The organism is Bradyrhizobium sp. USDA 4354 (assembly GCF_054060315.1).
The window spans coordinates 7675303-7695190 of record NZ_JBSSDC010000001.1; the positions used below are offsets into that span (position 1 = coordinate 7675303).

Below are 19888 nucleotides of genomic sequence, written 5' to 3' on the forward strand. Positions count from 1 at the left end.
CGCCGGTTATCAGACCGCGCGATCGACGAGCGAGGCCCAGTAGTTCGGGTTCTTGGGCGACTGGATGCGGACCCAGCGATAGGGTTTCTTCGACCATGGCATGATGTGGCCGGAGAGATTGTCCAGCACGAGATCGCCCGAGAAGGTGCGCACCACGACGACGAGATGATGCTCGCCCCAGGTGGTCACGACCTCGCTCAAGAGCACCGAGCGCGCCGGAAAGCCCTTGGCGATCAAATCGTGGCGTTTTGTCACGGCGTAGTCGTTGCAGTCGCCGCTTGCGGGATGCAGCAGCCACTTCTCGCCGCGCAGCCCTTCCAGATTGGGCTCGGAACGGATCGCGGTATTGACCCGCTGGTTGACCTCTTGCATCTGCGCCATGCGCTCGGCCGTGAGCTTCAGGCGGCCGCCCCGGAAGACAATCTGCTGCGGCCGCGGCTTGCACTCGTCCTTGTACTTCAGGCAAAAGAGCGTGAACGCCATCGGCGCCAGCGTCGGCTGGTCGAACCTGATGTACTGGATGGCACCGCGCAGCCCCATGGGCGCGCCGACAAAGGCGGCTTCCGCGCTCTGCTGCGCCCCGGCAGCAACGACGATGGCGGCCACGGCCGCCAGGAACTTTACAACTTTGCGCATGTCGCGCTCCCCGTTCTTGTTGGGGAGACGCTACGCGAGACGTCTTGAAATACGGCTCAAAGGCTGCGCGATGCTTTAATCAAAATGCGGGCTCATCGGTCGGAAACAATTAAGAATACCGATGTGTGACTTGTTCTGCTAAGAGCGATCACGACGTTCCGCTCGTGACGCCAGAAGCGATTCGACCGACCTGATGGGCCTTTCCAGCCGCTTTCGCAAGAAGACCAAGCCTCGGCTTCCCGACGGCGTTCGCATCTATGCGATCGGCGATGTGCATGGCCGCGCCGATTTGCTTCAATCGCTGTTAACCGTCATCGACGTCGATCTTGCCCGCTCGGCCCCCGAACGCGCCATTCAGGTCTTCCTCGGTGACTATGTCGACCGCGGCCCGGACTCACGCGCCGTTCTTGATCTCTTGATCGAACGCTCGAAATCGCACGAGACGGTTTGTCTGAAGGGCAACCACGAGGTCTTCCTGCTCGAGGTGCTCAAGGACCCGGCCCGCCTGCAGGAGTGGCGCCACTATGGCGGCCTCTTGACGCTGGTCTCCTACGGCATCACGCCGACCATGAATCCGTCGGCGGAGCAGCAGGTCGAGCTGATCGAGGGATTGAAACGCGCGCTGCCGCCGGAGCACTTGGCCTTCCTCCGGCAATTGCCCTCGTCCTTCACCTGCGGCGACTACTTTTTCGTCCATGCCGGCGTCAAGCCGGGCATCCCGCTCGATCGCCAGAAGGATGAGGACCTGCTCTGGATCCGCGAGGAATTCCTGGCATCCGAGGAGCGCTTCGGCAAATACGTCGTTCACGGTCATACGCCGGTCAGCGCGCCCGATATCCGCCCGAACCGCATCAACATCGACACCGGCGCATATGCGACCGGAAACTTGACGCTGCTCACGATCCAAGGCGATAGTCTGCTCGCAATTTGAGGGCTCCGGCTGAACCTCAATCCCGTCGTCGGCTCGCCCGCACAGGCCTCGTCAATTCCTCTCCATGACCCGCATCAACCTGCTTCGCGTCATCGGCATCTTGACCGCAATCGTGCTGGCGCTTCACGCCGGCATGGCGTTCTATGGCGATCTTGTACGACCGAACTTTCGCGCCAGCGACTTGTTCTCGGGCGAGATTCCGCCGGACAAGGCCAAGCTCGCGGCCGCCGGCGGCCTGGCATCCTTCTCATGGGATGGCGACCTGCTGGCGAATTACGCGGCGGCGATGGCCGCTAACGTTCTTCACCGCCCGTCGACCGACGCAGGCGGAAGGGCCAGCGAGAACAAGACGGTCCAAGCCGCGGTCGTAGCTGCCTTGAAAGTCTCACCGATCAGGCCCGCGCTGTGGCTCACGCTCGGCACGCTACAGGCTCAGGCCGGCGAAGCGGTCACGCCTGCGGTGAAGATGTCCTACTTGACCGGATCGGTGCCGATCGACGTTGCCTTCTCTCGCGTCCAGACCGTGACCTCTAGCGCCGCTGCAACCGACGAAGAGATCAAGCTGCTGGCGCAATCCGACATCCGGTCGGCGCTGGCCAATCGCTCGCGTTACGAGCCCCTGCTGATCGCGGCCTATGTGCAGGCAACGCCGCAAGGCAAGTCGCTGCTGCTCGAGACCACGAAAGTGACCGATCCCAAATTCAACGAGATCTTGCGGCGGTACTAATTCAGCGTACCGATTTCGGGTTCACCGGCACGAAGTCCTGATCGCGGCGCGGTTGGTCGGATTGCCCCTGGTAGACGAACATGCCCTTCTTGGTCGCGACGATGTCGCCTCGTTGCAGGCTGTCGTCGCGAAGGAGGCGTTCGGTTGCGACACGGTCCGGATCCTCCGGAATCGGCTTGTAGAGCTCCGGATGCTCCCGCCGCTCACGCGAGATCTCCTTGGCGCGACGCCGTGCGTCCTCGATCCGCTGCCGCCATTCGTCGCGCGAGACTTCCGGCTCGCTTGGTGGGAGATAGTCGTTGACGGACGGCTCCGGCTCGCTCTGAGCAAGACATGGGAGCGTACAGGCATAGAGGGCCAGTCCGACAGCGGCGGCCACGGTCGCCTTAACCGGTGCGCGCCTCACCATCCAGCGATCTGATACGGACTTGCGGCGAGTGGATCGCACTCCGATGACTCCAAAGTGGGCCGAGCAGCAGCGAGGCCGCCGCAACTTCAGCTTATGCGGTTGCCAATTGCAACATTTTACGAGCGCGGGGGCTATCCAACCAAAAACCGAAAAAACAACCCCATGCACAGTAGCCGGCATCAGCCAAATCAATGGGTTACGCCTTTCCCGAAATTCGATTTGATCCGTCGGGCAAAACAGGGGTAGGATGGCATGATCTGGAGAGAGGCCGACCGGAGATTGGTGTACCCGAGATCCACGTCGTATGATCGCCCTTAAGGGCACACAGCTCCGTTCTAAGACCGCATTAGGTCATGCTGCTAAGTTTCGGCATCCGCTCGTGGAGTTACCGAGAATGCGTGCAAGACCGGTATTGCTGTCAGGTGTTGCCGTTGTGGCGTTCGCCACGCCTGGATTCGTGGCTCACGCCAGTCCCCTCTGCATCAAGGAACGTACGCCGTTCGCGTTGTCGCACGATACGGTGAAATGGACGATGTCGATCGCGCCTGGAGCCGACTGCATCCAGGGACTGCGTTGGTCGTACATGCAGATCTTCAAGGTATCGGTCGTGAGCGGGCCATCACGGGGACAATTGGCGGTGGTCGGGTCCGGCTTCCGCTATTCGGCAGAAAGAGAGGCGCGCGGCAGCGACAAGTTCACGCTGCTGATCTCGGGCAAGAACCGTCATGATCCCGGGACGTCGACGCTGGAGGTCGAGGTCAACCCGCAATAGTTCGGCCGACGCCGCCGCCGAAGAGAGGCCGCGGCGGCTAAGGTGCGATGGGGTCGGGATAAAATCGTCGTCGGGCGGAGCACGCTCTAATAGCGAGCTAATAGCGACGGCTCGACCCGCTGCCCCGCGTTGTGTTCCCGCGATAGGGCCGGGCCCGTCCGTAAGTCGTCACGGGCGGCTCGATTCGGCTCGGGATATTCGGCGTCGCGTTGGGGGGCGCGGGCTGCGACGGGTTGACGATGATCACGTTGCGATTGGGCGTCGAGGGGTCATTGACGCCCTGGGCCCAGGCGCCGACAGGCACGACAAGCGCGAATGTGATCAAGACTAATCGTTTCATGCGAGATCTCCCGAGCAAGAACGTCAGGGAGGCGATCACCGTTCCTTCACGGCGGCATCACGGTTGGTTGCGTGACCTCACCGAGGCACGGGTGACCTCAGCGAGGCACCGCGATCAGCTTGCCATCCCTCCAGACGCCTTGGGCCGCCCGTCCGGCAGGAAGGCTCCCCGTCACATTCCGGACAGCGGTGGGCCGCGAGGCAGCCTGGGTGGTCTGTTTCTTTTTATCGGGTGTCGTCACGATGCTGGAGCTGGTGGTGTTGGCCTGATCCTTGGTCCCCTGTGCAGAAGCAGGCTGAACCAGAAAGGCCACAAACACGATTGCTGTCAAAACGCCGCGCATGGTCAAACACCGGAAAGAGGAGCTGGGCGAAATGTCACAGGTTTCTGACCAAAAGCAAGCTCTTCGAGACGATCGCGCAGGACCTTTGCAGGTCGGACCCATCGGAGCGCTCCGCCGTTTGGCCAACGGGATCCCGGTGAAAAAGCCTAGCGAAACAGCACTATCCGGGCTAGTTGATCGACCTTGATGACGGAGCCCGGCGACACAGCAGCCAACGCCTCGCAGGCGCAAGAGATCAAGGCCGGACTTGTCCGCTTGTTAACGGAGCGGATCCGCGAAATCTCCGACGACCCCAGGCAGATGCGGGACGTCGTGTACGAGTTGGCGCGTATCAAGCTCCTGGAACAATTCACCCACGCCGACGCGCGGGAAGCGCGTGCGCTCCAGCAAGTCCTCGAACGCGCCATTCGGGAGGTCGAGGGGTCCTTAGAACGAGGCGGAACATCCCCACCGCCAAAGGCTGCCGCAGGCCTTGCGGCGAATTCTCCGCCGGTCAGCGTCCCTGTTCCCCCGCCCATTCCGACGCCGGCAGGCTCGGCTTCACCAGCCATTCCGACGGCTGCCGAGACGCCGCGCCATCCTGCCGCACCGCCAAGATCGCTCGACCGGCCCAAACGGAGCGGGGCCTTCAATTCTCTCGTTCGATTGACCGCCATCCTCCTGCTCGTTGCAGGCGCCGGGACCGCGGTCGTCTATTGGCCACGGCTGAAGACACAACTGGCCGCATTGTCGCAAGTGGCGCCGCCGTCCGAGCCTGCGCCGAAGAGTCCGGAGCCTCAACCAACCGCGATCCCGACCCCCTCGGTGGGCGAGACCGTGGAACGAACATCTGACAGCTCAAGGGAGCCGGCCCCAGCTGCGCACCCCTCGATGCCACTACCGACGACGTTCGGCGTCTACGCCTTGAGCGAGGGCCAGCTCCATGAGCTCAAGCCGGTACCTGGAAAAATCCCGGACCGGCGCGTCGCGATCTCCGCCGCCATCAACTCGCCGAGCGTGACCACATTGCCGGACGGCGATATCAAATTCATCGTGTTCAGGCCCGACGGGGGTGTCGATGCAAGCGGGACCGAAGTTCGGGTGGTCGCGAAAGTCTCCCGGGCAATGGGCGTCGATGCCACCGGGAAAGCCGCCATGGTCAGCGCCGGCGATTCCTGGGTCATCCGCAGCATGTCCTACCTCTACAAGGTAGGTCCGATCGACGACCAGTCGAGAATGCTGCTGCTGCAACCGGAGCAAGACGGCTTTACGCTCGCGCCCGGCCGCTACATCGTCGTGGTCAAGGGCATGGGCTACGACTTCACCGTGGCTGGAACGATCACCGATCCCAATCAATGCGTCGAACGCATCAATGCGACCAACGGCGCGTTCTACTCGCCCTGCCCGCCGCCCCGACGATAGAGGCATGATCGGTTCTGATTGAATCAGAACAGAAGCTCTCGATTCTCATCTTGACGCGTTTCGTCACGCGAACCGGTATCCAACTCGCTCGAAACGCTCAAAAGCGGAATGGCTTTAGGTTGAATCGATTGCCGCGGCTCGTTCACCTCTCCCGCTTGCGGGAGAGGTCGGCGCGAAGCGCCGGGTGAGGGCTTTTTCCTCTGGGGGATAATCCCATTGCGGAAACACCCTCTCCCCGACCCTCTCCCGCAAGCGGGAGAGGGAGTGCACCTCCTTCGTTGCGGCGATTTGGCCTCATCTCATCGTGCTCCGCCCGCAGCCTCCCCGTTTCCTATTTGGCCGGCTTGTTGTTCTTCGGCGCATCCGCCGGCATATCGTCGACCTTGCCGTTGTTGGCGACACATTTCTTGAAGTATTCGCGCTGATCCTTGCCCGTTCCCTTGGCGCTCCCGGCCGCGGGGTTGCCGATTTGTCTGGGGGGAAAGGCCTTGGCGACCGCCGCATCGCATGCGCGCGCCACTTCGACGGTGATGGCAGAAGCCGTCGCCGGCGCAGCCAGCGTCAAGACACCTGCCAATCCAACCAACGTTCGTAGATTTTTGACCGGCACCTCTTCGCTCCTTCAGTCCGTGAATGCTTGCCGGAACCATACCAAAAAGAAACGAAGCGCCAAACGGCAAAGCGGTGCTGGATGGTCACGCGGTCTGCCCTGCGTGCCGCAGGGCTAGCTCGTATGACTCTTGGCGGCGGCCTGCGCGCACGCCTCGTCCTTCGAGACGGCGCTTACGCGCCTCCTCAGGATGAGGCTAGTCGGCGTCAGCGCCCGTTGAAACTGCGCTTCGTCCTCATCCTGAGGAGCCCGCCGAAAGCGGGCGTCTCGAAGGATGGCCGCAGAGCGCGCAGCAAGATCCCCGCTACTAGCTGTTGAGCTGCGGCGGCTTGAAATCCGGGAAACGCGTGAGCACTGCGGTCTTGACGAACTTCAAGTGGGCAATGGTGCTGGCCAATTCCTTGAGCCGCCGCTGGCCGTTCGAGATGTCGGCCGCGAAGAGATCCTGATGATAATTGTCGAGCGCTTCCCGCTCGAGATATTCATCGGTGCCGTTTCCGAAGGTGACGGATGCGCGCGCGAGGGCATCGTCGACACGGCGGTTGAGCCCGGCCTGCTCCCTCTCCGCATCCTGCAATGCCGTTTCGATCGCTGCCAGGACGGCGCCGATCCGCACGCGGTCGGTCTCCGCATCGCGCTCGACGGAGCGGGCTTTAAAGCCCTTGTCCTCGCGGCGGGAGCCGAGAAGATTGTGTGCGCGCGCTCTCAGGAACAGCTGAAACATCCGGGCCATCCCACATTCGAGATTCAGGCGGCTACCATCGGTCAGACATAGTTAACAAAGCCTAAATCCTGCGCCCGTCCTGCCTGGCTTTGTGCGATCCACGCCCGCCAAGCTCCTTCGTGCTTGGAATAGAGCTCGAGCCAGCGTATTTCGTGCGTGCCAGCAGCTCCTTCGCTCACGCAGATCTCGGATGCGAATTGCGCCGTCTCGTTCGGTGCAAGATCGAGCGCCTCGAACTCCGCCGTCTCTTCGCGAGACAGGCCGATCAGAACACGATGCCCTTGGGCGTCGACGAAATATCTGCGGGGCGCGTTGTTCCTTTGATCAATCATTCGAATGACCCTCGTTCAGGATCCAGGGACCCGGAAGATCTTTGAGCCGCCGATCGAAGCTACGAACAAACGCGACCAAAATGAGGACGCAAGTCGCGCCCAGCAACGCAATCAAATACGCCATTCACGCCCACCCTATGCGAGCCGCGAAAAATATCGAGGCGGCTAAACTCTCGCCATGAACTGATACGTTTTAGGTTGCCTTTCCCAAGCTCTCAAGGTCCGCACCATGTTAACCTAACCGCACATGGTTATCCGACCTGGCCGCGAGGCAAGATCAACTCCAGCTAAACATCGCACCCATGGCTCTGCCATTACGATGGATGCTCGCTTTGCCTGGGTCCCATCGATGCCGGCGTGTAGGGCGCATAGAGACGATATCGTGCCGATCGCCTACGCGAGCGCCACGCCCGCATACCATAGCCAGCGCAAAAGCCAGCCGCAAAAATCGAAATCAAAACCAGAACTGCAAGCATTTGGAATGTTCCCAATTTTCGGAACGCTCCTCCCGGTACATTTCAACGTGATGCTGTGACGACTTCAAGATCATCGGCGCTGAAACTTTTGTCAGAGGAACATGAAGTTTGTGCAACGTGGTGCTTGAAGTTTGGTCGTCGCGAAGACCACGAGCCCAGAGGATGACGAAATCTCTCATCGTTCGAGGGCGATATCCAGCCCGCGATGTTAACCCCTGTTCACTGCGGCAAGCAGTCTCGAACACGGCCTGAACGCGCTGTGGTCGGGCACAGCTGCGATCTGCACGAAATGCTCTGACACGTTCTCGAGCGCATCCGTCGGCCGTCGCGAACGACACTGCTGATGAGACATCCGTGGTTATACGGAGCGTCCTGCACCAACTTCATCCCGGTAAGGTTGAGCGGTTAGCTTAATCCGCGGTGTTTGTTGCGAACTCTCGCGTTTTGCTTATCCATCTCTCGCACCGGGCTCCCCCAAGCCCGGCCCCACCCAAGCAAAGCCGTCGAGCGAACATGGGTCCGCTTGGCGGCTTTGTCGTTGTGTCGACGAGAGGATCATTTCGGTTATGGCGCGCAGGCCCTGGTCGTTCAAGGAAGATCGCCGGCTCATGGAGTTGGCCAAGTCTTCAGCCTCGCTGGAGCAAGCGGTAAAAGTTCTCGGGCGCTCGCCTGATGCGATCAAGCGCATGGCGTTGCGCCTTGGTCTTTCGTTGAAGTCGAAGGCGGCGAAGAAAACCTGACCCGCGAAGACGGCTGCGCTCGCCGCACGCGGGCGGCGAGCATTGATTGAGCATCCCGTCCGGTGGTCTAGCCTGCTCAGCTAGTTCTGCGACTTCTTCTGGGAGCCCATCCCCGGGCTGGTGCCGTAATTCGGTGTCCCCGTTCCCTTGAACGCGCCACCCATGCTGTCAGAACCGGAATTGGTGCCCGTGCCGCTGCGGGTCGCGGTGGGCTGCGTGCCCGATGGCGTGTCTTTGGTCCCCTGCGCCGAGGCCACAGAGCTCCCGACAGCTAACGCCAGGAGGAGGAGGCTTAACGTCCTGATCATACGGCTCAACTTTCCATGCTTGTTTCTATCCCCGGGCCGCCGGACCATTGGTCAGGCCATCGCTCGGGTGGGCCTTCCGGGCCGGTCTCCGTTAAACCCTATCTTGGCCCCCGCTGGCTAGGATCAATCTCCAAGTCTTGCTCGAAGTCTTGCTCGAAGTCTTGCTCGAAACCTTGCTCGAAGCCTCGCCTGATTTCGCCTGAACCGGATGAGACTGCTGCTGCACACTCGTTCCTCATCCTGAGGGCCCGCCAACGGCGGGCGTCTCGAAGAATGGCCACAGAGAAATCGCGCCCATATCCGTTTGTCCTGACCTGATGAGAGGCTGAGCCGCCCGAACGTATTCACCTTGAAAACAGACTCGGGCGAGCAAGGCCTTCGACGGCGGCAGGGGCCTTTAACGATATTTTCGGCTTTCGAACCAGGCGCGCGACCGACCTTGTATGTTGGCGCCATGCGCAGGAACCACCTCATTGCAGCCGCGAGCATCTGTCTTGCCCTGATCGTCTACGCCACCCTGGCGAAGCTGGCGGGAAGACCCGCGCTCATGGGGCATCACGAGGCGTATTGGGTCGTCGTGATCGAGCGCTTCAGCGCCTATGGCCTGCTCGGCTTCCTGCTTTCCTTCCTGCTGCCCGGACGGTTCGGCTTGGCTTGCTCTCTCGTCATAGCGGTCGCCATGGGGCTGGAGTTCATGCAGTCGTTCATACCCGACCGTGACCCTGGCTTCCTCGACGTGCTGCAGAAGGCGGCAGGTGGCACCGTAGGTGTCATGCTCGCCCAGATGATCTTGGCGTTCCTGCCCAGACCACCTTCCTGAAGCGGCCGCCATCCCTCTCAGCGAGATGGCCGGTCACGCGCCGGCTCAAGCCACTCCACGCCTGGTGTGGCGCTCGGTGGGCGCCAGGAGCTCGGCCATCTGGCGGTGGGTGTTGTGCAGCGCTTCGATGGCGCAATCGAGATCGAAATCCGCCTCACGAACCGATGCAAAGAACTTGGCCGTGAGTGCCAGATCGAGTTTGACGCGCGTCGCGCCGTCGCGGCTCTTGCGACGATCGAGCGACAAATGGATGGCACGGTCCCGGGCCTCCGTTGCACCGCAGCCGCAAAGCGCGCCGAGTTCGTCGTATGTCATCCAGATTTGAGGCATGTTCTTCCACCACGCTAGCGCTGCCGCAGACTAGCTCTCGCTTGCTAAAAGCGGAGTTGCTGCAGCGCGAATTCGAGACAACAATGTCAACGCAATGCTAATCGTGGCATTGGGCGCGAGCGCGGATGGAGCTGCGCGGATTGTTGTCGATCTGGCTCCTACTTGGGCGAGCCAGCCGGGAACGGATGCCGCGGCCGTGAACGGCTGTCGAGCCTCTTGGGCAGCTTGTCGGCCTTGAGCTTCACGACCGCACCCCGGGCGTCGGGAGCCGGCGCCTCTTCCTGGCTGTAGATCAGCGTCACTTCGAAACTCACGTCGGGCGCTTCGCGGGCCGTTCCCGAGCAGGTCGCCATCGCACCGCTATAGACGCCGGAGAGCTCGACCTCGACCTCGTCGAGCCCGAACACCGTCGGCGGCCCGTCGGCATGTCGCCGTGTGGTCAGGACGGCCGTGAAATGCTGGTCGTCATCGAACTGATAGGAGCCGCCGTAGCTGAAGAAGCTGTCGCTGCCCGAGATTCGCCCCTGGGCCAGATGCACGATACCGGTGCCTTGCGCTTGTGCGGTTCTGAACCACGCCGCGTATTTGCCCTCTTTCAGCATGGAAACATCCACCCATGAATTCCATGCGTATTTGCAACGAAGCTTGGGGCGCGACAATGACCGACGCAGCGAGCATTCCGCCACGGTTAACACCCTGCAAAGTCAATCCGTCAAATTTCTGCGGGCGCGCGGGGCGATGCCCGCAGCGACATCAAAACAATTCTATGCCGTCGTCCGCAGTCTCGACTGCCTCGAGCCGGCGCGTGGTCGCGATCGACGTCAGCCCGAGCGTTTGCAGGAATTGGCGGTGGACATCCCGCTCACGCTCCATCGTGTAACGCGCAAACAGCGCGTCGAGCATCGCTTCGTCCTGCGCTTGCGACCGCGGCTGACATCCCGATCGCGATGATCACCTCGCGCCAGACCGATGACGTGACGATGGAAGCGCTGCAGGCCGGTGCAACCGATTTCCTGCCCAAGCAGCCGCAGAGCGTCGAGATGACGGTGCGCCTGCGGAATTTGATTCAGCTTGGTGCAGCCGTACGCAAGCCGAACGACCGCACCATTCGGCCGAGGCCGTCCCGCCACTGACATGATCAATCCGCCAACATCTTGCCGCGGCTCCATTTTTCTGCGGTCGCCGGTTTGAACCTGTTCCTGCTAATGTGGCACCAATAACTGAGAGTGATTCTGGTCACACTTGCCCGGGCGCCCTGCTGCTAGGCATCGAACCGGGACGGGGCACCAGAGCATCGTCGAATTGGATGAGAATTCCCATGAAAAGCCTGATCGGCGCCTGTGTCGGCGCGTTCTGCCTTGCGGCCCCCGCTTTGGCGGAGACTCCTGCCGCGATCGTCGAGGATGTCCAGGGCAAGGTCGATGGCATCGCGTTCATGGACTATGTGGCGCCGGGCAAGATCATCAAGCTCGGGCCAAAGGCCAGCATCACGCTCAGCTACCTCAAATCCTGCCAGCGCGAGACCATCAGCGAAGGTGTTGTTCTGGTCGGCGCCGAACAGAGCACCGTGCAGCTGGGCGAGGTCAAGCGCGAGAAGGTGCCCTGCGATACCAACGCGGCCAAACTGTCCGAGCGCGAGGCGAACCAGAGTGCCGCAACGACCTTCCGCACCATGCGGTCGGACGCGAAGGGCGCGCCGACCAAGCTGCCGACGCTCTACGGCGTCTCGCCGCTGGTGCAGGCCAAAGCCGGCAGTACGCTGGTGATCGAGCGCACCGACGGCAAGGAACCCACGATCAGCGTGCCGCTCAAGGGCGATGCCATGATCGGCGGCAAGTTCTATGATTTTGCCAAGGCCGGGAAGTCACTGACCCCCGGCGGCAGCTATCTCGCCGTTCTCGGTGCCAAACGTTACACCTTCCAGATCGACGCCAGCGCCACCTCGTCGCCGACCCCGATCATCGGCCGCCTGCTGCGGCTCGAATAGGAAGCCTAGCGAAGGCGCGATGCGGCGGATCGGCAGGCGGGACATCGTTGCGGCGATCCTGATCGCGCTCCTTGCGGGCGCGGTCTTCACGTCACCACCGCTTCAGACGCTGCAGGGTCTCTCCCTCGACATCCTCACGGCGCTGCGGGGCAAGATCATTGGCGATCGCCGTGATCCTGCGACGTCGCCGGTCGTCGTGGTCGCGATCGACGGGGAGACGTACGAGACCCCGCCCTTCAAGGGATCGCCGACGCAGACCTGGACGCGCGAGATCGGCCGGGTGCTCGGGAGCATCGCCGAGGGCGGCGCCAAGGTGATCGGCTTCGACGTCATCTTTCCGAGCTCGATCGAGCAGTCCGAGATTCCCTTTGGCGAAGCGCCGCTCGGCACGCGCATGAGGGGGTTCGATCGGGACTACCTGATCGCGCTGCGACAACTCTCCGACAGTGGCAAGCTCGTGCTCGGCGAAATTCTGAGCAACGACCACCCGGACAGGCCCTACCGCGCGCAGCAGCTGGCGGTGAAGGGCAATATCCGCGCACTCAACGTCCACACCGACCCCGATGACGTGATCCGGCGGATGCCGCTGAGCTTCTCCATCGACGGCAAGCCGGTTCCGGCAATGGCAGTCGAGCTCGCCGCGCGGGCCCTCGGTACCAGGCCCGACATCGCGCCGTCGGGTGCGACGAAATTGTCCGACTATGCCGTCCCGAGCGCGGTACCCAACACGCTCACGCTCAACTTCCGCGGCCTCGGCCGCGACGTCCCAGCCTATTCTTTCGCCGACCTGCGCGCCTGCACCGAGAAGGGCGACCGCGATTTCTTCCGCCGCGCGTTCGAAGGCAAGGTCGTGCTGCTCGGCACCATCCTCAATTTCGAGGATCGCAAGCTCACCTCGCTGCGATTGTCGGGTGGATATGACGGCTCGCCGGGGTCACGATGCGCCCTGCCCGCCCCTGCCAGCACCGCGCAGAGGGTCCGCAGCGACATCGCAGGCGTGTTCGTGCATGCCACCGTGGTCCGAAACCTGATCGAGCAGGACGCGGTGACCGAGCTCGGCTTTCCCATGCGGAGCATTCTCACGATTGCGCTCGCCGCGATCATCGCCTGCGCGGCCTGCATGCTCGCACCTGTCGGCGCGGTGATCGCCTGGTCCGCCCTTACCGCCGTTTACGCAACCGTCGCCGTCGGCGCGTTCGTGCATGCGTTGGCGTTGCCCTTGACCGAACCTGCGCTCGCAAGCCTCGCAGCGCTCGCCATGATGATCGGCTATCGCTTCGTGCTGGCCGACCGCGACGAGCGTTTCCTGCGCAAGAGCTTTGCGCTCTATCTTGCGCCCGAGGTGATCGAGACCATGGTCGCCTCCGGCAAGATGCCGGCGCTCGGCGGCGAGATGCGCAACGTCACCATGTTCTTCTCCGACCTCAGTGGCTTCTCCTCGATCGCAGAGACGATGACACCGGGGGAGCTGGTCACGCTGATGAACGAATATCTCTCCGCCATGACCGACATCATCGAAGGCCATGGCGGTTACGTCGACAAATATATCGGCGATTCCATCGTCGCCATGTTCGGCGCGCCGGCCGACGATCCCGCACATGCGCGCAACGCGGTGCGTGCCGCGCTGAAATGCCACGAGAAGCTGGCGGAGCTCAACGCCAACAATGCCGCCTTCGCCGGCCACGGCCTGTCGCATCGCATCGGGCTCAACAGCGGCGAAGCCGTGGTCGGCAATATCGGCTCCCGCCGTCGCTTCAACTACACCGTGATGAGCGACACCGTGAACGTCGCCTCGCGGCTCGAAGGCGCCAACAAATATTACGGCACCGCGATCATGGCGTCGGAAGCGACGGTCGCGCAGACCAGCGACACGTTCGCCTGGCGCGAGCTCGATGCGATCAGGGTGATGGGGCGCGGCGAGGCGATCAGGGTGTTCGAGCCGCTCGCGGAGGTCGGCGCGGAGAGCGCCGCGCAGGCGAAGGTCGCCGTGGCGTATGCTGAGGGGCTGGCCTGCTGGCGGGCAAGGGAGTTTGCGAACGCGGCCGATGCGTTCGGGCGAATGGCGGAGAGCGATCCAGCGTCGGCGCTGTTTGCGAAGCGCGCGAGAGCGCTTGCGGCAAATCCACCGTCGTCGGATTGGACGCCGGTCAATATCCTGGAAGGGAAGTAGCGGCCTCTTACCCTCCCCTAGAGGGGTCCGGGACGAGCGTAGCTCGCCCGTGGGTCGGCTCACATGGAGCGCAGCGAAATGTGAGACGGGGTGGGGTGACAGTCTCTCCGCATTGAGCGCTGCCCGTGGGGAGAGATCACCCCACCCCGCTCGCGCTGCGCGCGATCGACCACGGGCGAGCTACGCTCGTCCCGGACCCCTCCAGGGGAGGGTGAAGAGAGGCCGCGCTAAAACGGCAGCCCCACGTAATTCTCCGCGAGCAGGCGCTGCGCCGTCTCGGACGAGAGCAGATAGTCCAGCTCCGTCTGTTGCAGCCGATCCTCATATTCGAGCCGGTCGGGAAAACGATGCAGCAGCATCGTCATCCACCAGGAGAAGCGTTGTGCCTTCCAGATCCGCGCCAGCGCCTTGGCAGAATAGCCTTTCAGACCGGAATCGTCGCCGCCCTGATAATGCGCCAGCAAGGCGTGGTAGAGATAGTAGATATCGGAAGCGGCGCTGTTCAGCCCGCGCGCGCCGGTCGGCGGCACGATGTGAGCTGCATCGCCGGCGAGGAACAGCCGGCCGTAACTCATCGGCTCGGCGACGAAGCTGCGCAACGGCGCGATGCTTTTTCTCGATCGAGGGTCCCGTGATCAGGCGGCCGGCGGCCTCTTCCGGCAGGCGGCGCTTCAGCTCGGCCCAGAACGCATCGTCGCTCCAGTCCTCCACCTTGTCGGTCAACGGCACCTGGATGTAATAGCGGCTGAGCACCTGCGAACGCAGCGAACACAGCGCAAAGCCGCGCGCGTGCTTCACATAGATCAGCTCGGGCGACACTGGCTTGGTGCGCGACAGCACCCCGAGCCAGCCGAACGGATAGACTTTCTCATATTCACGCAGCACGTCCTTCGGGATCGACTTGCGGCTGACGCCGTGAAAGCCGTCGGCGCCGACGATGTAGTCGCAATCGACGCGGATCGTTTCACCGTTCGAGCGATAGGTGACGTAGGGCCGGTCCGATGTCAGATCGTGCGGCGTCACATCCTCGGCAGCGTGCACGACCTTGCCGCCGAGCCGATCGCGGGCCTCGTAGAGGTCGCGCGTCAGCTCGGTCTGGCCGTAGACCAGTACCGAATTGCCGCCCGAATGCTTGTGCAGGTCGATATGGGACAGCACGCCGTCATGGGCGATCTCGAACCCGTTATGGATTTCGCCCTCGCGGTCCATCCGCTCGCCGCATTGCGCCTCGCGCATCAGCTTGGCAAAGCCGTGCTCGAGCACGCCGGCGCGGATGCGGGCGAGCACGTGGTCGCGGCTGTATTTCTCCAGCACGACCGTATCGATGCCCTTGAGGTGCAGGAGCTGCGACAACAGCAGCCCGGAAGGCCCGCCGCCGATGATACAGACCTGAACTTTCATTTTTGCGTCCTCCCGTCGGCACTTTTTTGCAGAATCAGCACTGCAAACCGATGGAGGGTTTCGCCATTGTCTTGTACTATTCGAACATGAAGAACGCTGCCCCGGCGATCCGGGTCTACAATTTGTTCGGCGAATCCGGCGATCTGCCCGATGTCGTGCATTGCGAGACGATCGCCTCGCGCTCGGTGCTGCACGACTGGACGCTGGCCGTGCACCGCCATGCCCGGCTGCATCAGGTGCTGCTGATCGAGCGCGGCGGCGGCGAGGCAACGCTCGACGGGCGGGTGGTGCCGTTGAAACCGATGCAGATCGTCAACGTGCCGGTCGGTCATGTCCATGGCTTCCGGTTCGTGCCGGATACCCAGGGCTGGGTCCTGACCATCGCGGCGGAGATTCTGGATGAGGCGTTGCTCTCGGCCGAGGGCCTGCGCGGTGTTCTGTCGCGGTCGGCCGTGGTGCGCGGCACGCCGCAGATCCGCGCCACGATGAAGCAGATCTTCGCCGAGCACGCCGCGCGCGACTTCGGCCGTGCGCATGTGCTTCGCGCCTTGTCGTCGGCCATGATCGGGCTCGTGGCGCGCGCGCTCGCGGGCGAGAGCGGCGGCAGCGGTACGGCGGAAAGCGGATTGTTCCGCCGATTCGAGGCAATGCTGGAGCAGCATCATCTGCAGCGCTGGAGCGTCGCCGACTATGCCAAGTCGCTGTCGGTGACACCGACGCATCTCAACCGGATCACGCGGGCGGCGACCGGCGACACCGCCTCGCATCTCATCCTCAATCGCCTGATCCGCGAGGCACGGCGCAACCTCGTCTACACCAACCTGCCGGTCTCGACGATTGCCTATGCGCTCGGCTTCGATGATCCCGCCTATTTCAGCCGGGTCTACGCCGCAGCCACGGGCGTATCGCCGCGCGCGTTTCGCGCGCAGCTCCATGGCGACGAAGGCTGACGCATCGGACGAAGACCCAGGCGACATGTGGTCGACGCCCACGCTGCAAACCGCGATGGCGCTCATTGCCACTTACCTTCGTATATGGCGTCCCATCCTTTGGATAGAGGCCCTTTACCTCCGTACAATTGAGCAGGGGCTGCGCACGCCTTAGCGTCGCTGCATTCGGCGCCCTGGCGCTGGTGGCATGGAACCTCCCTAACCTCGGCGCAAGGCGGCCACCCCTGTCCGGTCGTCTGCGCCGCTTTTTCAGCAAGCCATCGGCGTCTTCAGTATTTTCCGGCCGACACACCGCGCCATTCGGCTGGATCGTCGGCTTTCGTGTCGAACTGGGGATTTGTGCATAATGTCTTCGTTTGGGAAGATCGCGCTCTTTATCGACGGCTCCAATCTCTATGCCACCGCCAAGGCGCTCGGCTTCGACATCGACTACAGGCGCCTGCTCGGCGAGTTTCAAAGCCGAGGTACGCTGCTCCGGGCCTTCTACTATACGACCGTCATCGAGGATCAGGAATATTCGTCAATCCGCCCCTTGATCGATTGGCTCGACTACAACGGATACACCGTCGTCACCAAGCTGACCAAGGAGTTCATCAACCCCGCCACCGGCCGCCGCAAGGTAAAGGGCAGCATGGATGTGGACCTCGCCGTGAGCGCGATGGAGCTCGCCCAGCACGTCGAGCAGATCGTGTTGCTCTCGGGCGATGGGGATTTCCGCTCGCTGGTGGAAGCCTTGCAGCGCCGCGGTGTCCGCGTGACGGTCGTCTCCACACTCTCCACTCAGCCACCCATGATCGCCGACGACCTGCGCCGGCAGGCGGACGCCTTCATCGACTTGGCAGAACTGAGACAAAAATTGGGGCGCGATCCGATCGAGCGCCCGGCATCGCGCGAGCTGCGGCAACCACCGCAATTCCTCGCGCGCGGAACGATCAAACGCGACGACCAGGTCGAGTGACCCTGCGAGACGACCGCCGAATATTCACACGTCGAAGAACACCGTCTCCTCCGGCCCCTGCAAATTGATCGTGAAGGAGTACACGACCTTGCCGGCGCGCTCGCTGCGCGTTGCGATCAAGGTCTTGCGGCGAACCGGCTGCTCGATCAGGTTGAGCACAGGGTCGGCGGCGTTGGCCGCCTCTTCGTCCGAGAAGTAGAGCCGCGTGTTGAGGCCGATGTTGATGCCGCGCGCAACGATCCAGACATTGATATGCGGAGCGCATTTGCGGCCCGCCTTGTCGGTGATCGCGCCCGGCTTGATGGTCTCGAAGGTGACGAGGCCGCTGTCAAAGTCGGAGCCGGCGCGGCCCCAACCACGGAACTCTTCCTCCGGCGCACCGGCCGAGCGGTCGGCCGGATGGTTGTAGCGGCCGGCCGCATTGGCCTGCCAGATCTCCAGCAGCACGTCGCGCAGCGGCGAGCCGGTGCCGTCGAGCACCTTGCCTTCCAGCGTGATGCGCTCGCCTTTGGTGTTCGGCGTCACCAGCACGTTGGAAAAGTTCTTCTCGAAGATGTCGAAGCCGGCCATCGCCGGGATCAGGCCGATATGGACGTAGGGCCCGGCGGTCTGCGAGGCGGTTTCCTTGAGGTAGTTGAGCGGCTGCGGCATGGACTTAGTTCCCCGCGGTGCGATTTTCGAAATAGGTGGAGCGCTGGCCGCGCAGCACGATGTCGAAGCGGTAGGCGAGCGAGTCGAACGGCGTCGAGGCGTTGAGGTCGAGCGGCGCGACAAGGCGGTCGAGCGCATCCTTGTCCGGGATCGTCGTCAGGATCGGGCAGACCGGGATCAAGGGATCGCCCTCGAAATACATCTGCGTGATCAAGCGCTGGGCAAAGCCCGAGCCGAACACCGAGAAGTGGATGTGGGCGGGGCGCCAGCTGTTGACGTAGTTGCGCCAGGGATAGGGGCCCGGCTTCACGGTGCGAAAGTAATAGTAGCCGGTATCGTCAGTCAGCGCGCGGCCGCAGCCGCCGAAATTGGGATCGATCGGCGCCAGATATGTGTCCTTCTTGTGCCGGTAGCGGCCGCCGGCATTAGCCTGCCAGAACTCGACAAGCGTGTTGGGAACGCCGCGGCCGGTCTCGTCCAGCACGCGGCCGTGGACGATGATGCGCTCGCCGACGGGATCGCCGTCCTTGGCGTAATTGCGGATCAAATCATTGTCGAGCGGGCCGAGATCGTTGTGCCCGAACACCGGCCCCGTGATCTCCGAGATCGAGTTCTCCAGCGACAGCAGTGACTGGCGCGGCGAGCGCAGCACCGAGGACTTGTAACCGGGCGCATGCGCCGGCGGATGGATCGAGCGGTCGCGCTGGAAGAAGCCGCCGTCGCCGAGCGGCGGCGTCAAGGGCTCGGGACGATTGAGGCGGGGATCCCGCAAGGCTGGCGCCTGGGCATTCATCGGCGTTGTCTCTCCCTGGGAGCCCGGGGGGTCGGGCACGGCTTATCGGGAGATCATGGGCTGGACTATTCCACAGATAAATAGATGAATTATAATGAATTGCATGAAGGAAATCGATCATTTGGCCCTCGACGGCCATGCCCTCCAACTATTCCTCGCCGTGCTGGAGGAAGGCTCGGTCACGGCGGCGGCTACACGTCTGGGCCTGACGCAATCCGCCGTCAGCCACGCCCTGAACAAGCTGCGGCGGATCGCAGGCGATCCGCTGTTCGCCAAATCCGGCCGCGGCATCGTTGCGACGGCCCACGCCGAGGCGCTGGCCGGCAAGGCACGCGCGCTGATCGACGAGATGCGCAGCTTTGCCGGCGGCGTCAGCTTCGCGCCGGCCCTGGCCCAGCTGTCGCTGACGATCGCCGCCAACGACCTCCAGCGCGACCTGCTGCTGCCGCGGTTCTTCGATCACGTCGCCGCACAAGTGAAGAGCCTGAACCTGCGCGTGATCCCCTCGCAATCGCCTTCGCCAGCGATGCTGCGCGAGAACCGCTGCGATCTCCTGATCACGCCGCTGCCGCCATCCGGTGTCGACATCGTGCAGAAGCGGCTGCTGAGGGATCACTACGTCTGCTATTACGACGCAGAGGCACGTGCCGCGCCGGCCAGCCGCAACGCTTATCTTGCGGCGCGTCACATCACCGTGGTCTATACCGATAATGAGCGGCTCGACTTCGACCGCCGGCTGGCAGCGAACGGACTCCACCGCGACATCGCGATCTCCGTGCCGAGCTTCTCGGGCGTGCCGTCCTTCCTGCGCGGCTCGCAGATGCTTGCGAGCATGCCGAGCCTGCTCGCATCCGGCGTGATGCGCGGTTTTGCGCAAACGCCGATACCGCTGGCGTCTCGCGCGCGAACCTTGGCCGAGCTGCCGATGTTCATGGTCTGGCACCAGCGCTACCAGAAGGATCCGGCCCATCGCTGGGTCAGGAGCCAGCTCGAGGCCGTGGCGGCGACGGCCGCCAAATCCTGATATCGAGTCCTGATATCAGGTGCCGGCCTCCGCAAGACTGCCCTTCCCAAACCCA

At 63.0% G+C, this 19888-nt stretch carries 24 protein-coding genes and 2 pseudogenes; 13 read left to right on the top strand and 13 right to left on the bottom strand.

The genetic code is table 11. The annotated features are described in order from the left end of the window. Positions 1 to 9 precede the first annotated feature (9 nt). Positions 10 to 636, bottom strand: a complete 627-nt coding sequence (locus tag ACVIIV_RS35610; protein ID WP_456748366.1) for a transglutaminase-like cysteine peptidase — start codon at positions 634 to 636, stop codon at positions 10 to 12. Between the two features lie 193 nt (positions 637 to 829). On the opposite strand from ACVIIV_RS35610, the gene ACVIIV_RS35615 reads away from it, so the two are divergent. Continuing rightward, positions 830 to 1567: a metallophosphoesterase family protein gene (locus ACVIIV_RS35615; protein ID WP_456748367.1), complete on the top strand. Its 738-nt coding sequence runs from the start codon at positions 830 to 832 to the stop codon at positions 1565 to 1567. Positions 1568 to 1631: 64 nt separating this feature from the next. After that, a complete protein-coding gene (locus ACVIIV_RS35620) occupies positions 1632 to 2294 on the top strand; it encodes a hypothetical protein (protein ID WP_456748368.1) in 663 nt (220 codons plus the stop codon). 1 nt (position 2295) lies between these two features. Here ACVIIV_RS35620 and ACVIIV_RS35625 read toward each other — a convergent pair whose 3' ends face one another. Continuing rightward, positions 2296 to 2742 carry a hypothetical protein gene (locus ACVIIV_RS35625; protein WP_456748369.1) on the bottom strand — a complete coding sequence of 149 codons (447 nt, stop codon included), beginning with the start codon at positions 2740 to 2742 and terminating at the stop codon, positions 2296 to 2298. A 355-nt stretch (positions 2743 to 3097) separates the two neighbouring features. Here ACVIIV_RS35625 and ACVIIV_RS35630 point away from each other — a divergent pair, with 355 nt between their 5' ends. Then, entirely contained in the window at positions 3098 to 3475 is a 378-nt protein-coding gene (locus ACVIIV_RS35630) for a hypothetical protein (protein ID WP_456748370.1), read from the top strand. A gap of 97 nt (positions 3476 to 3572) precedes the next feature. Here ACVIIV_RS35630 and ACVIIV_RS35635 read toward each other — a convergent pair whose 3' ends face one another. Both ACVIIV_RS35635 and ACVIIV_RS35640 read right to left on the bottom strand, forming a co-directional pair. Continuing rightward, on the bottom strand, positions 3573 to 3815 hold the full coding sequence (locus ACVIIV_RS35635; protein WP_456748371.1) for a hypothetical protein: 243 nt from the start codon (positions 3813 to 3815) through the stop codon (positions 3573 to 3575). Between the two features lie 97 nt (positions 3816 to 3912). Beyond that, on the bottom strand, positions 3913 to 4158 hold the full coding sequence (locus ACVIIV_RS35640; protein WP_456748372.1) for a hypothetical protein: 246 nt from the start codon (positions 4156 to 4158) through the stop codon (positions 3913 to 3915). A gap of 870 nt (positions 4159 to 5028) precedes the next feature. On the opposite strand from ACVIIV_RS35640, the gene ACVIIV_RS35645 reads away from it, so the two are divergent. Then, entirely contained in the window at positions 5029 to 5559 is a 531-nt protein-coding gene (locus ACVIIV_RS35645; RefSeq protein ID WP_456748373.1) for a hypothetical protein, read from the top strand. A gap of 331 nt (positions 5560 to 5890) precedes the next feature. On the opposite strand, the gene ACVIIV_RS35650 is transcribed toward ACVIIV_RS35645, so the two are convergent. From ACVIIV_RS35650 to ACVIIV_RS35660, 3 genes are all read right to left on the bottom strand, one after another. Beyond that, the gene (locus ACVIIV_RS35650) at positions 5891 to 6169 is read right to left on the bottom strand and encodes a hypothetical protein (protein ID WP_456748374.1); all 279 of its coding nucleotides are present in this window, start codon (positions 6167 to 6169) and stop codon (positions 5891 to 5893) included. A 307-nt stretch (positions 6170 to 6476) separates the two neighbouring features. Then, positions 6477 to 6893 carry a hypothetical protein gene (locus tag ACVIIV_RS35655; RefSeq protein ID WP_456748375.1) on the bottom strand — a complete coding sequence of 139 codons (417 nt, stop codon included), beginning with the start codon at positions 6891 to 6893 and terminating at the stop codon, positions 6477 to 6479. A 41-nt stretch (positions 6894 to 6934) separates the two neighbouring features. Further along, positions 6935 to 7225 carry a hypothetical protein gene (locus tag ACVIIV_RS35660; RefSeq protein WP_456748376.1) on the bottom strand — a complete coding sequence of 97 codons (291 nt, stop codon included), beginning with the start codon at positions 7223 to 7225 and terminating at the stop codon, positions 6935 to 6937. 382 nt (positions 7226 to 7607) lie between these two features. Between ACVIIV_RS35660 and ACVIIV_RS35665 the strand changes: the two genes are divergently transcribed. From ACVIIV_RS35665 to ACVIIV_RS35675, 3 genes are all read left to right on the top strand, one after another. Next, a complete protein-coding gene (locus ACVIIV_RS35665) occupies positions 7608 to 7760 on the top strand; it encodes a hypothetical protein (protein ID WP_456748377.1) in 153 nt (50 codons plus the stop codon). A gap of 507 nt (positions 7761 to 8267) precedes the next feature. Next, positions 8268 to 8441, top strand: a complete 174-nt coding sequence (locus ACVIIV_RS35670) for a hypothetical protein (RefSeq protein ID WP_456748378.1) — start codon at positions 8268 to 8270, stop codon at positions 8439 to 8441. A gap of 762 nt (positions 8442 to 9203) precedes the next feature. Continuing rightward, a complete protein-coding gene (locus ACVIIV_RS35675) occupies positions 9204 to 9569 on the top strand; it encodes a VanZ family protein (RefSeq protein WP_456748379.1) in 366 nt (121 codons plus the stop codon). 45 nt (positions 9570 to 9614) lie between these two features. On the opposite strand, the gene ACVIIV_RS35680 is transcribed toward ACVIIV_RS35675, so the two are convergent. From ACVIIV_RS35680 to ACVIIV_RS35690, 3 genes are all read right to left on the bottom strand, one after another. After that, the gene (locus tag ACVIIV_RS35680; protein WP_456748380.1) at positions 9615 to 9899 is read right to left on the bottom strand and encodes a hypothetical protein; all 285 of its coding nucleotides are present in this window, start codon (positions 9897 to 9899) and stop codon (positions 9615 to 9617) included. Positions 9900 to 10057: 158 nt separating this feature from the next. Then, complete coding sequence (locus ACVIIV_RS35685) at positions 10058 to 10501, bottom strand: hypothetical protein (RefSeq protein WP_456748381.1); 444 nt, start codon at positions 10499 to 10501, stop codon at positions 10058 to 10060. Positions 10502 to 10652: 151 nt separating this feature from the next. Then, positions 10653 to 10802, bottom strand: a complete 150-nt coding sequence (locus ACVIIV_RS35690) for a hypothetical protein (RefSeq protein WP_456748382.1) — start codon at positions 10800 to 10802, stop codon at positions 10653 to 10655. A gap of 14 nt (positions 10803 to 10816) precedes the next feature. Here ACVIIV_RS35690 and ACVIIV_RS35695 point away from each other — a divergent pair. The 3 genes and pseudogenes from ACVIIV_RS35695 to ACVIIV_RS35705 all read left to right on the top strand — a co-directional run. Continuing rightward, positions 10817 to 11002, top strand: a pseudogene (locus tag ACVIIV_RS35695) (two-component system response regulator); the annotation flags it as partial. Positions 11003 to 11217: 215 nt separating this feature from the next. Continuing rightward, positions 11218 to 11886: a hypothetical protein gene (locus ACVIIV_RS35700; RefSeq protein WP_456748383.1), complete on the top strand. Its 669-nt coding sequence runs from the start codon at positions 11218 to 11220 to the stop codon at positions 11884 to 11886. A gap of 19 nt (positions 11887 to 11905) precedes the next feature. Next, positions 11906 to 14056, top strand: coding sequence for a CHASE2 domain-containing protein (locus ACVIIV_RS35705; protein ID WP_456748384.1), 2151 nt, complete (start codon positions 11906 to 11908; stop codon positions 14054 to 14056). Positions 14057 to 14283: 227 nt separating this feature from the next. Here the strand turns inward: ACVIIV_RS35705 and pobA are convergent. Further along, a pseudogene (gene pobA / locus ACVIIV_RS35710) lies at positions 14284 to 15457 on the bottom strand (4-hydroxybenzoate 3-monooxygenase). A gap of 50 nt (positions 15458 to 15507) precedes the next feature. Here pobA and ACVIIV_RS35715 point away from each other — a divergent pair. Both ACVIIV_RS35715 and ACVIIV_RS35720 read left to right on the top strand, forming a co-directional pair. Continuing rightward, positions 15508 to 16407 (top strand): helix-turn-helix domain-containing protein, encoded by a 900-nt coding sequence (locus tag ACVIIV_RS35715; RefSeq protein WP_456748385.1) that lies wholly within the window; start codon positions 15508 to 15510, stop codon positions 16405 to 16407. A 346-nt stretch (positions 16408 to 16753) separates the two neighbouring features. After that, the gene (locus tag ACVIIV_RS35720) at positions 16754 to 17365 is read left to right on the top strand and encodes a LabA-like NYN domain-containing protein (protein ID WP_456748386.1); all 612 of its coding nucleotides are present in this window, start codon (positions 16754 to 16756) and stop codon (positions 17363 to 17365) included. A gap of 24 nt (positions 17366 to 17389) precedes the next feature. Here ACVIIV_RS35720 and pcaG read toward each other — a convergent pair whose 3' ends face one another. Together pcaG and pcaH are read right to left on the bottom strand one after the other, a co-directional pair. Beyond that, positions 17390 to 18016 (bottom strand): protocatechuate 3,4-dioxygenase subunit alpha, encoded by a 627-nt coding sequence (pcaG, locus tag ACVIIV_RS35725; RefSeq protein ID WP_456748387.1) that lies wholly within the window; start codon positions 18014 to 18016, stop codon positions 17390 to 17392. Positions 18017 to 18020: 4 nt separating this feature from the next. Next, the gene (gene pcaH, locus ACVIIV_RS35730; RefSeq protein ID WP_456748388.1) at positions 18021 to 18809 is read right to left on the bottom strand and encodes a protocatechuate 3,4-dioxygenase subunit beta; all 789 of its coding nucleotides are present in this window, start codon (positions 18807 to 18809) and stop codon (positions 18021 to 18023) included. A 94-nt stretch (positions 18810 to 18903) separates the two neighbouring features. On the opposite strand from pcaH, the gene ACVIIV_RS35735 reads away from it, so the two are divergent. Beyond that, the gene (locus tag ACVIIV_RS35735; protein WP_456748389.1) at positions 18904 to 19833 is read left to right on the top strand and encodes a LysR family transcriptional regulator; all 930 of its coding nucleotides are present in this window, start codon (positions 18904 to 18906) and stop codon (positions 19831 to 19833) included. Positions 19834 to 19888: the final 55 nt, after the last annotated feature.

Excerpts from the sequence above, each read along its gene's own strand:
- ACVIIV_RS35610 (WP_456748366.1), bottom strand. The coding sequence starts at position 636 with ATGCGCAAAGTTGTAAAGTTCCTGGCGGCCGTGGCCGCCATCGTCGTT.
- ACVIIV_RS35615 (WP_456748367.1), top strand. The coding sequence starts at position 830 with ATGGGCCTTTCCAGCCGCTTTCGCAAGAAGACCAAGCCTCGGCTTCCC.
- ACVIIV_RS35620 (WP_456748368.1), top strand. The coding sequence starts at position 1,632 with ATGACCCGCATCAACCTGCTTCGCGTCATCGGCATCTTGACCGCAATC.
- ACVIIV_RS35630 (WP_456748370.1), top strand. The coding sequence starts at position 3,098 with ATGCGTGCAAGACCGGTATTGCTGTCAGGTGTTGCCGTTGTGGCGTTC.
- ACVIIV_RS35635 (WP_456748371.1), bottom strand. The coding sequence starts at position 3,815 with ATGAAACGATTAGTCTTGATCACATTCGCGCTTGTCGTGCCTGTCGGC.
- ACVIIV_RS35640 (WP_456748372.1), bottom strand. The coding sequence starts at position 4,158 with ATGCGCGGCGTTTTGACAGCAATCGTGTTTGTGGCCTTTCTGGTTCAG.
- ACVIIV_RS35645 (WP_456748373.1), top strand. The coding sequence starts at position 5,029 with ATGCCACTACCGACGACGTTCGGCGTCTACGCCTTGAGCGAGGGCCAG.
- ACVIIV_RS35655 (WP_456748375.1), bottom strand. The coding sequence starts at position 6,893 with ATGTTTCAGCTGTTCCTGAGAGCGCGCGCACACAATCTTCTCGGCTCC.
- ACVIIV_RS35660 (WP_456748376.1), bottom strand. The coding sequence starts at position 7,225 with ATGATTGATCAAAGGAACAACGCGCCCCGCAGATATTTCGTCGACGCC.
- ACVIIV_RS35670 (WP_456748378.1), top strand. The coding sequence starts at position 8,268 with ATGGCGCGCAGGCCCTGGTCGTTCAAGGAAGATCGCCGGCTCATGGAG.
- ACVIIV_RS35675 (WP_456748379.1), top strand. The coding sequence starts at position 9,204 with ATGCGCAGGAACCACCTCATTGCAGCCGCGAGCATCTGTCTTGCCCTG.
- ACVIIV_RS35680 (WP_456748380.1), bottom strand. The coding sequence starts at position 9,899 with ATGCCTCAAATCTGGATGACATACGACGAACTCGGCGCGCTTTGCGGC.
- ACVIIV_RS35685 (WP_456748381.1), bottom strand. The coding sequence starts at position 10,501 with ATGCTGAAAGAGGGCAAATACGCGGCGTGGTTCAGAACCGCACAAGCG.
- ACVIIV_RS35690 (WP_456748382.1), bottom strand. The coding sequence starts at position 10,802 with ATGCTCGACGCGCTGTTTGCGCGTTACACGATGGAGCGTGAGCGGGAT.
- ACVIIV_RS35700 (WP_456748383.1), top strand. The coding sequence starts at position 11,218 with ATGAAAAGCCTGATCGGCGCCTGTGTCGGCGCGTTCTGCCTTGCGGCC.
- ACVIIV_RS35705 (WP_456748384.1), top strand. The coding sequence starts at position 11,906 with ATGCGGCGGATCGGCAGGCGGGACATCGTTGCGGCGATCCTGATCGCG.
- ACVIIV_RS35715 (WP_456748385.1), top strand. The coding sequence starts at position 15,508 with ATGGAGGGTTTCGCCATTGTCTTGTACTATTCGAACATGAAGAACGCT.
- ACVIIV_RS35720 (WP_456748386.1), top strand. The coding sequence starts at position 16,754 with ATGTCTTCGTTTGGGAAGATCGCGCTCTTTATCGACGGCTCCAATCTC.
- pcaG (WP_456748387.1), bottom strand. The coding sequence starts at position 18,016 with ATGCCGCAGCCGCTCAACTACCTCAAGGAAACCGCCTCGCAGACCGCC.
- pcaH (WP_456748388.1), bottom strand. The coding sequence starts at position 18,809 with ATGAATGCCCAGGCGCCAGCCTTGCGGGATCCCCGCCTCAATCGTCCC.
- ACVIIV_RS35735 (WP_456748389.1), top strand. The coding sequence starts at position 18,904 with ATGAATTGCATGAAGGAAATCGATCATTTGGCCCTCGACGGCCATGCC.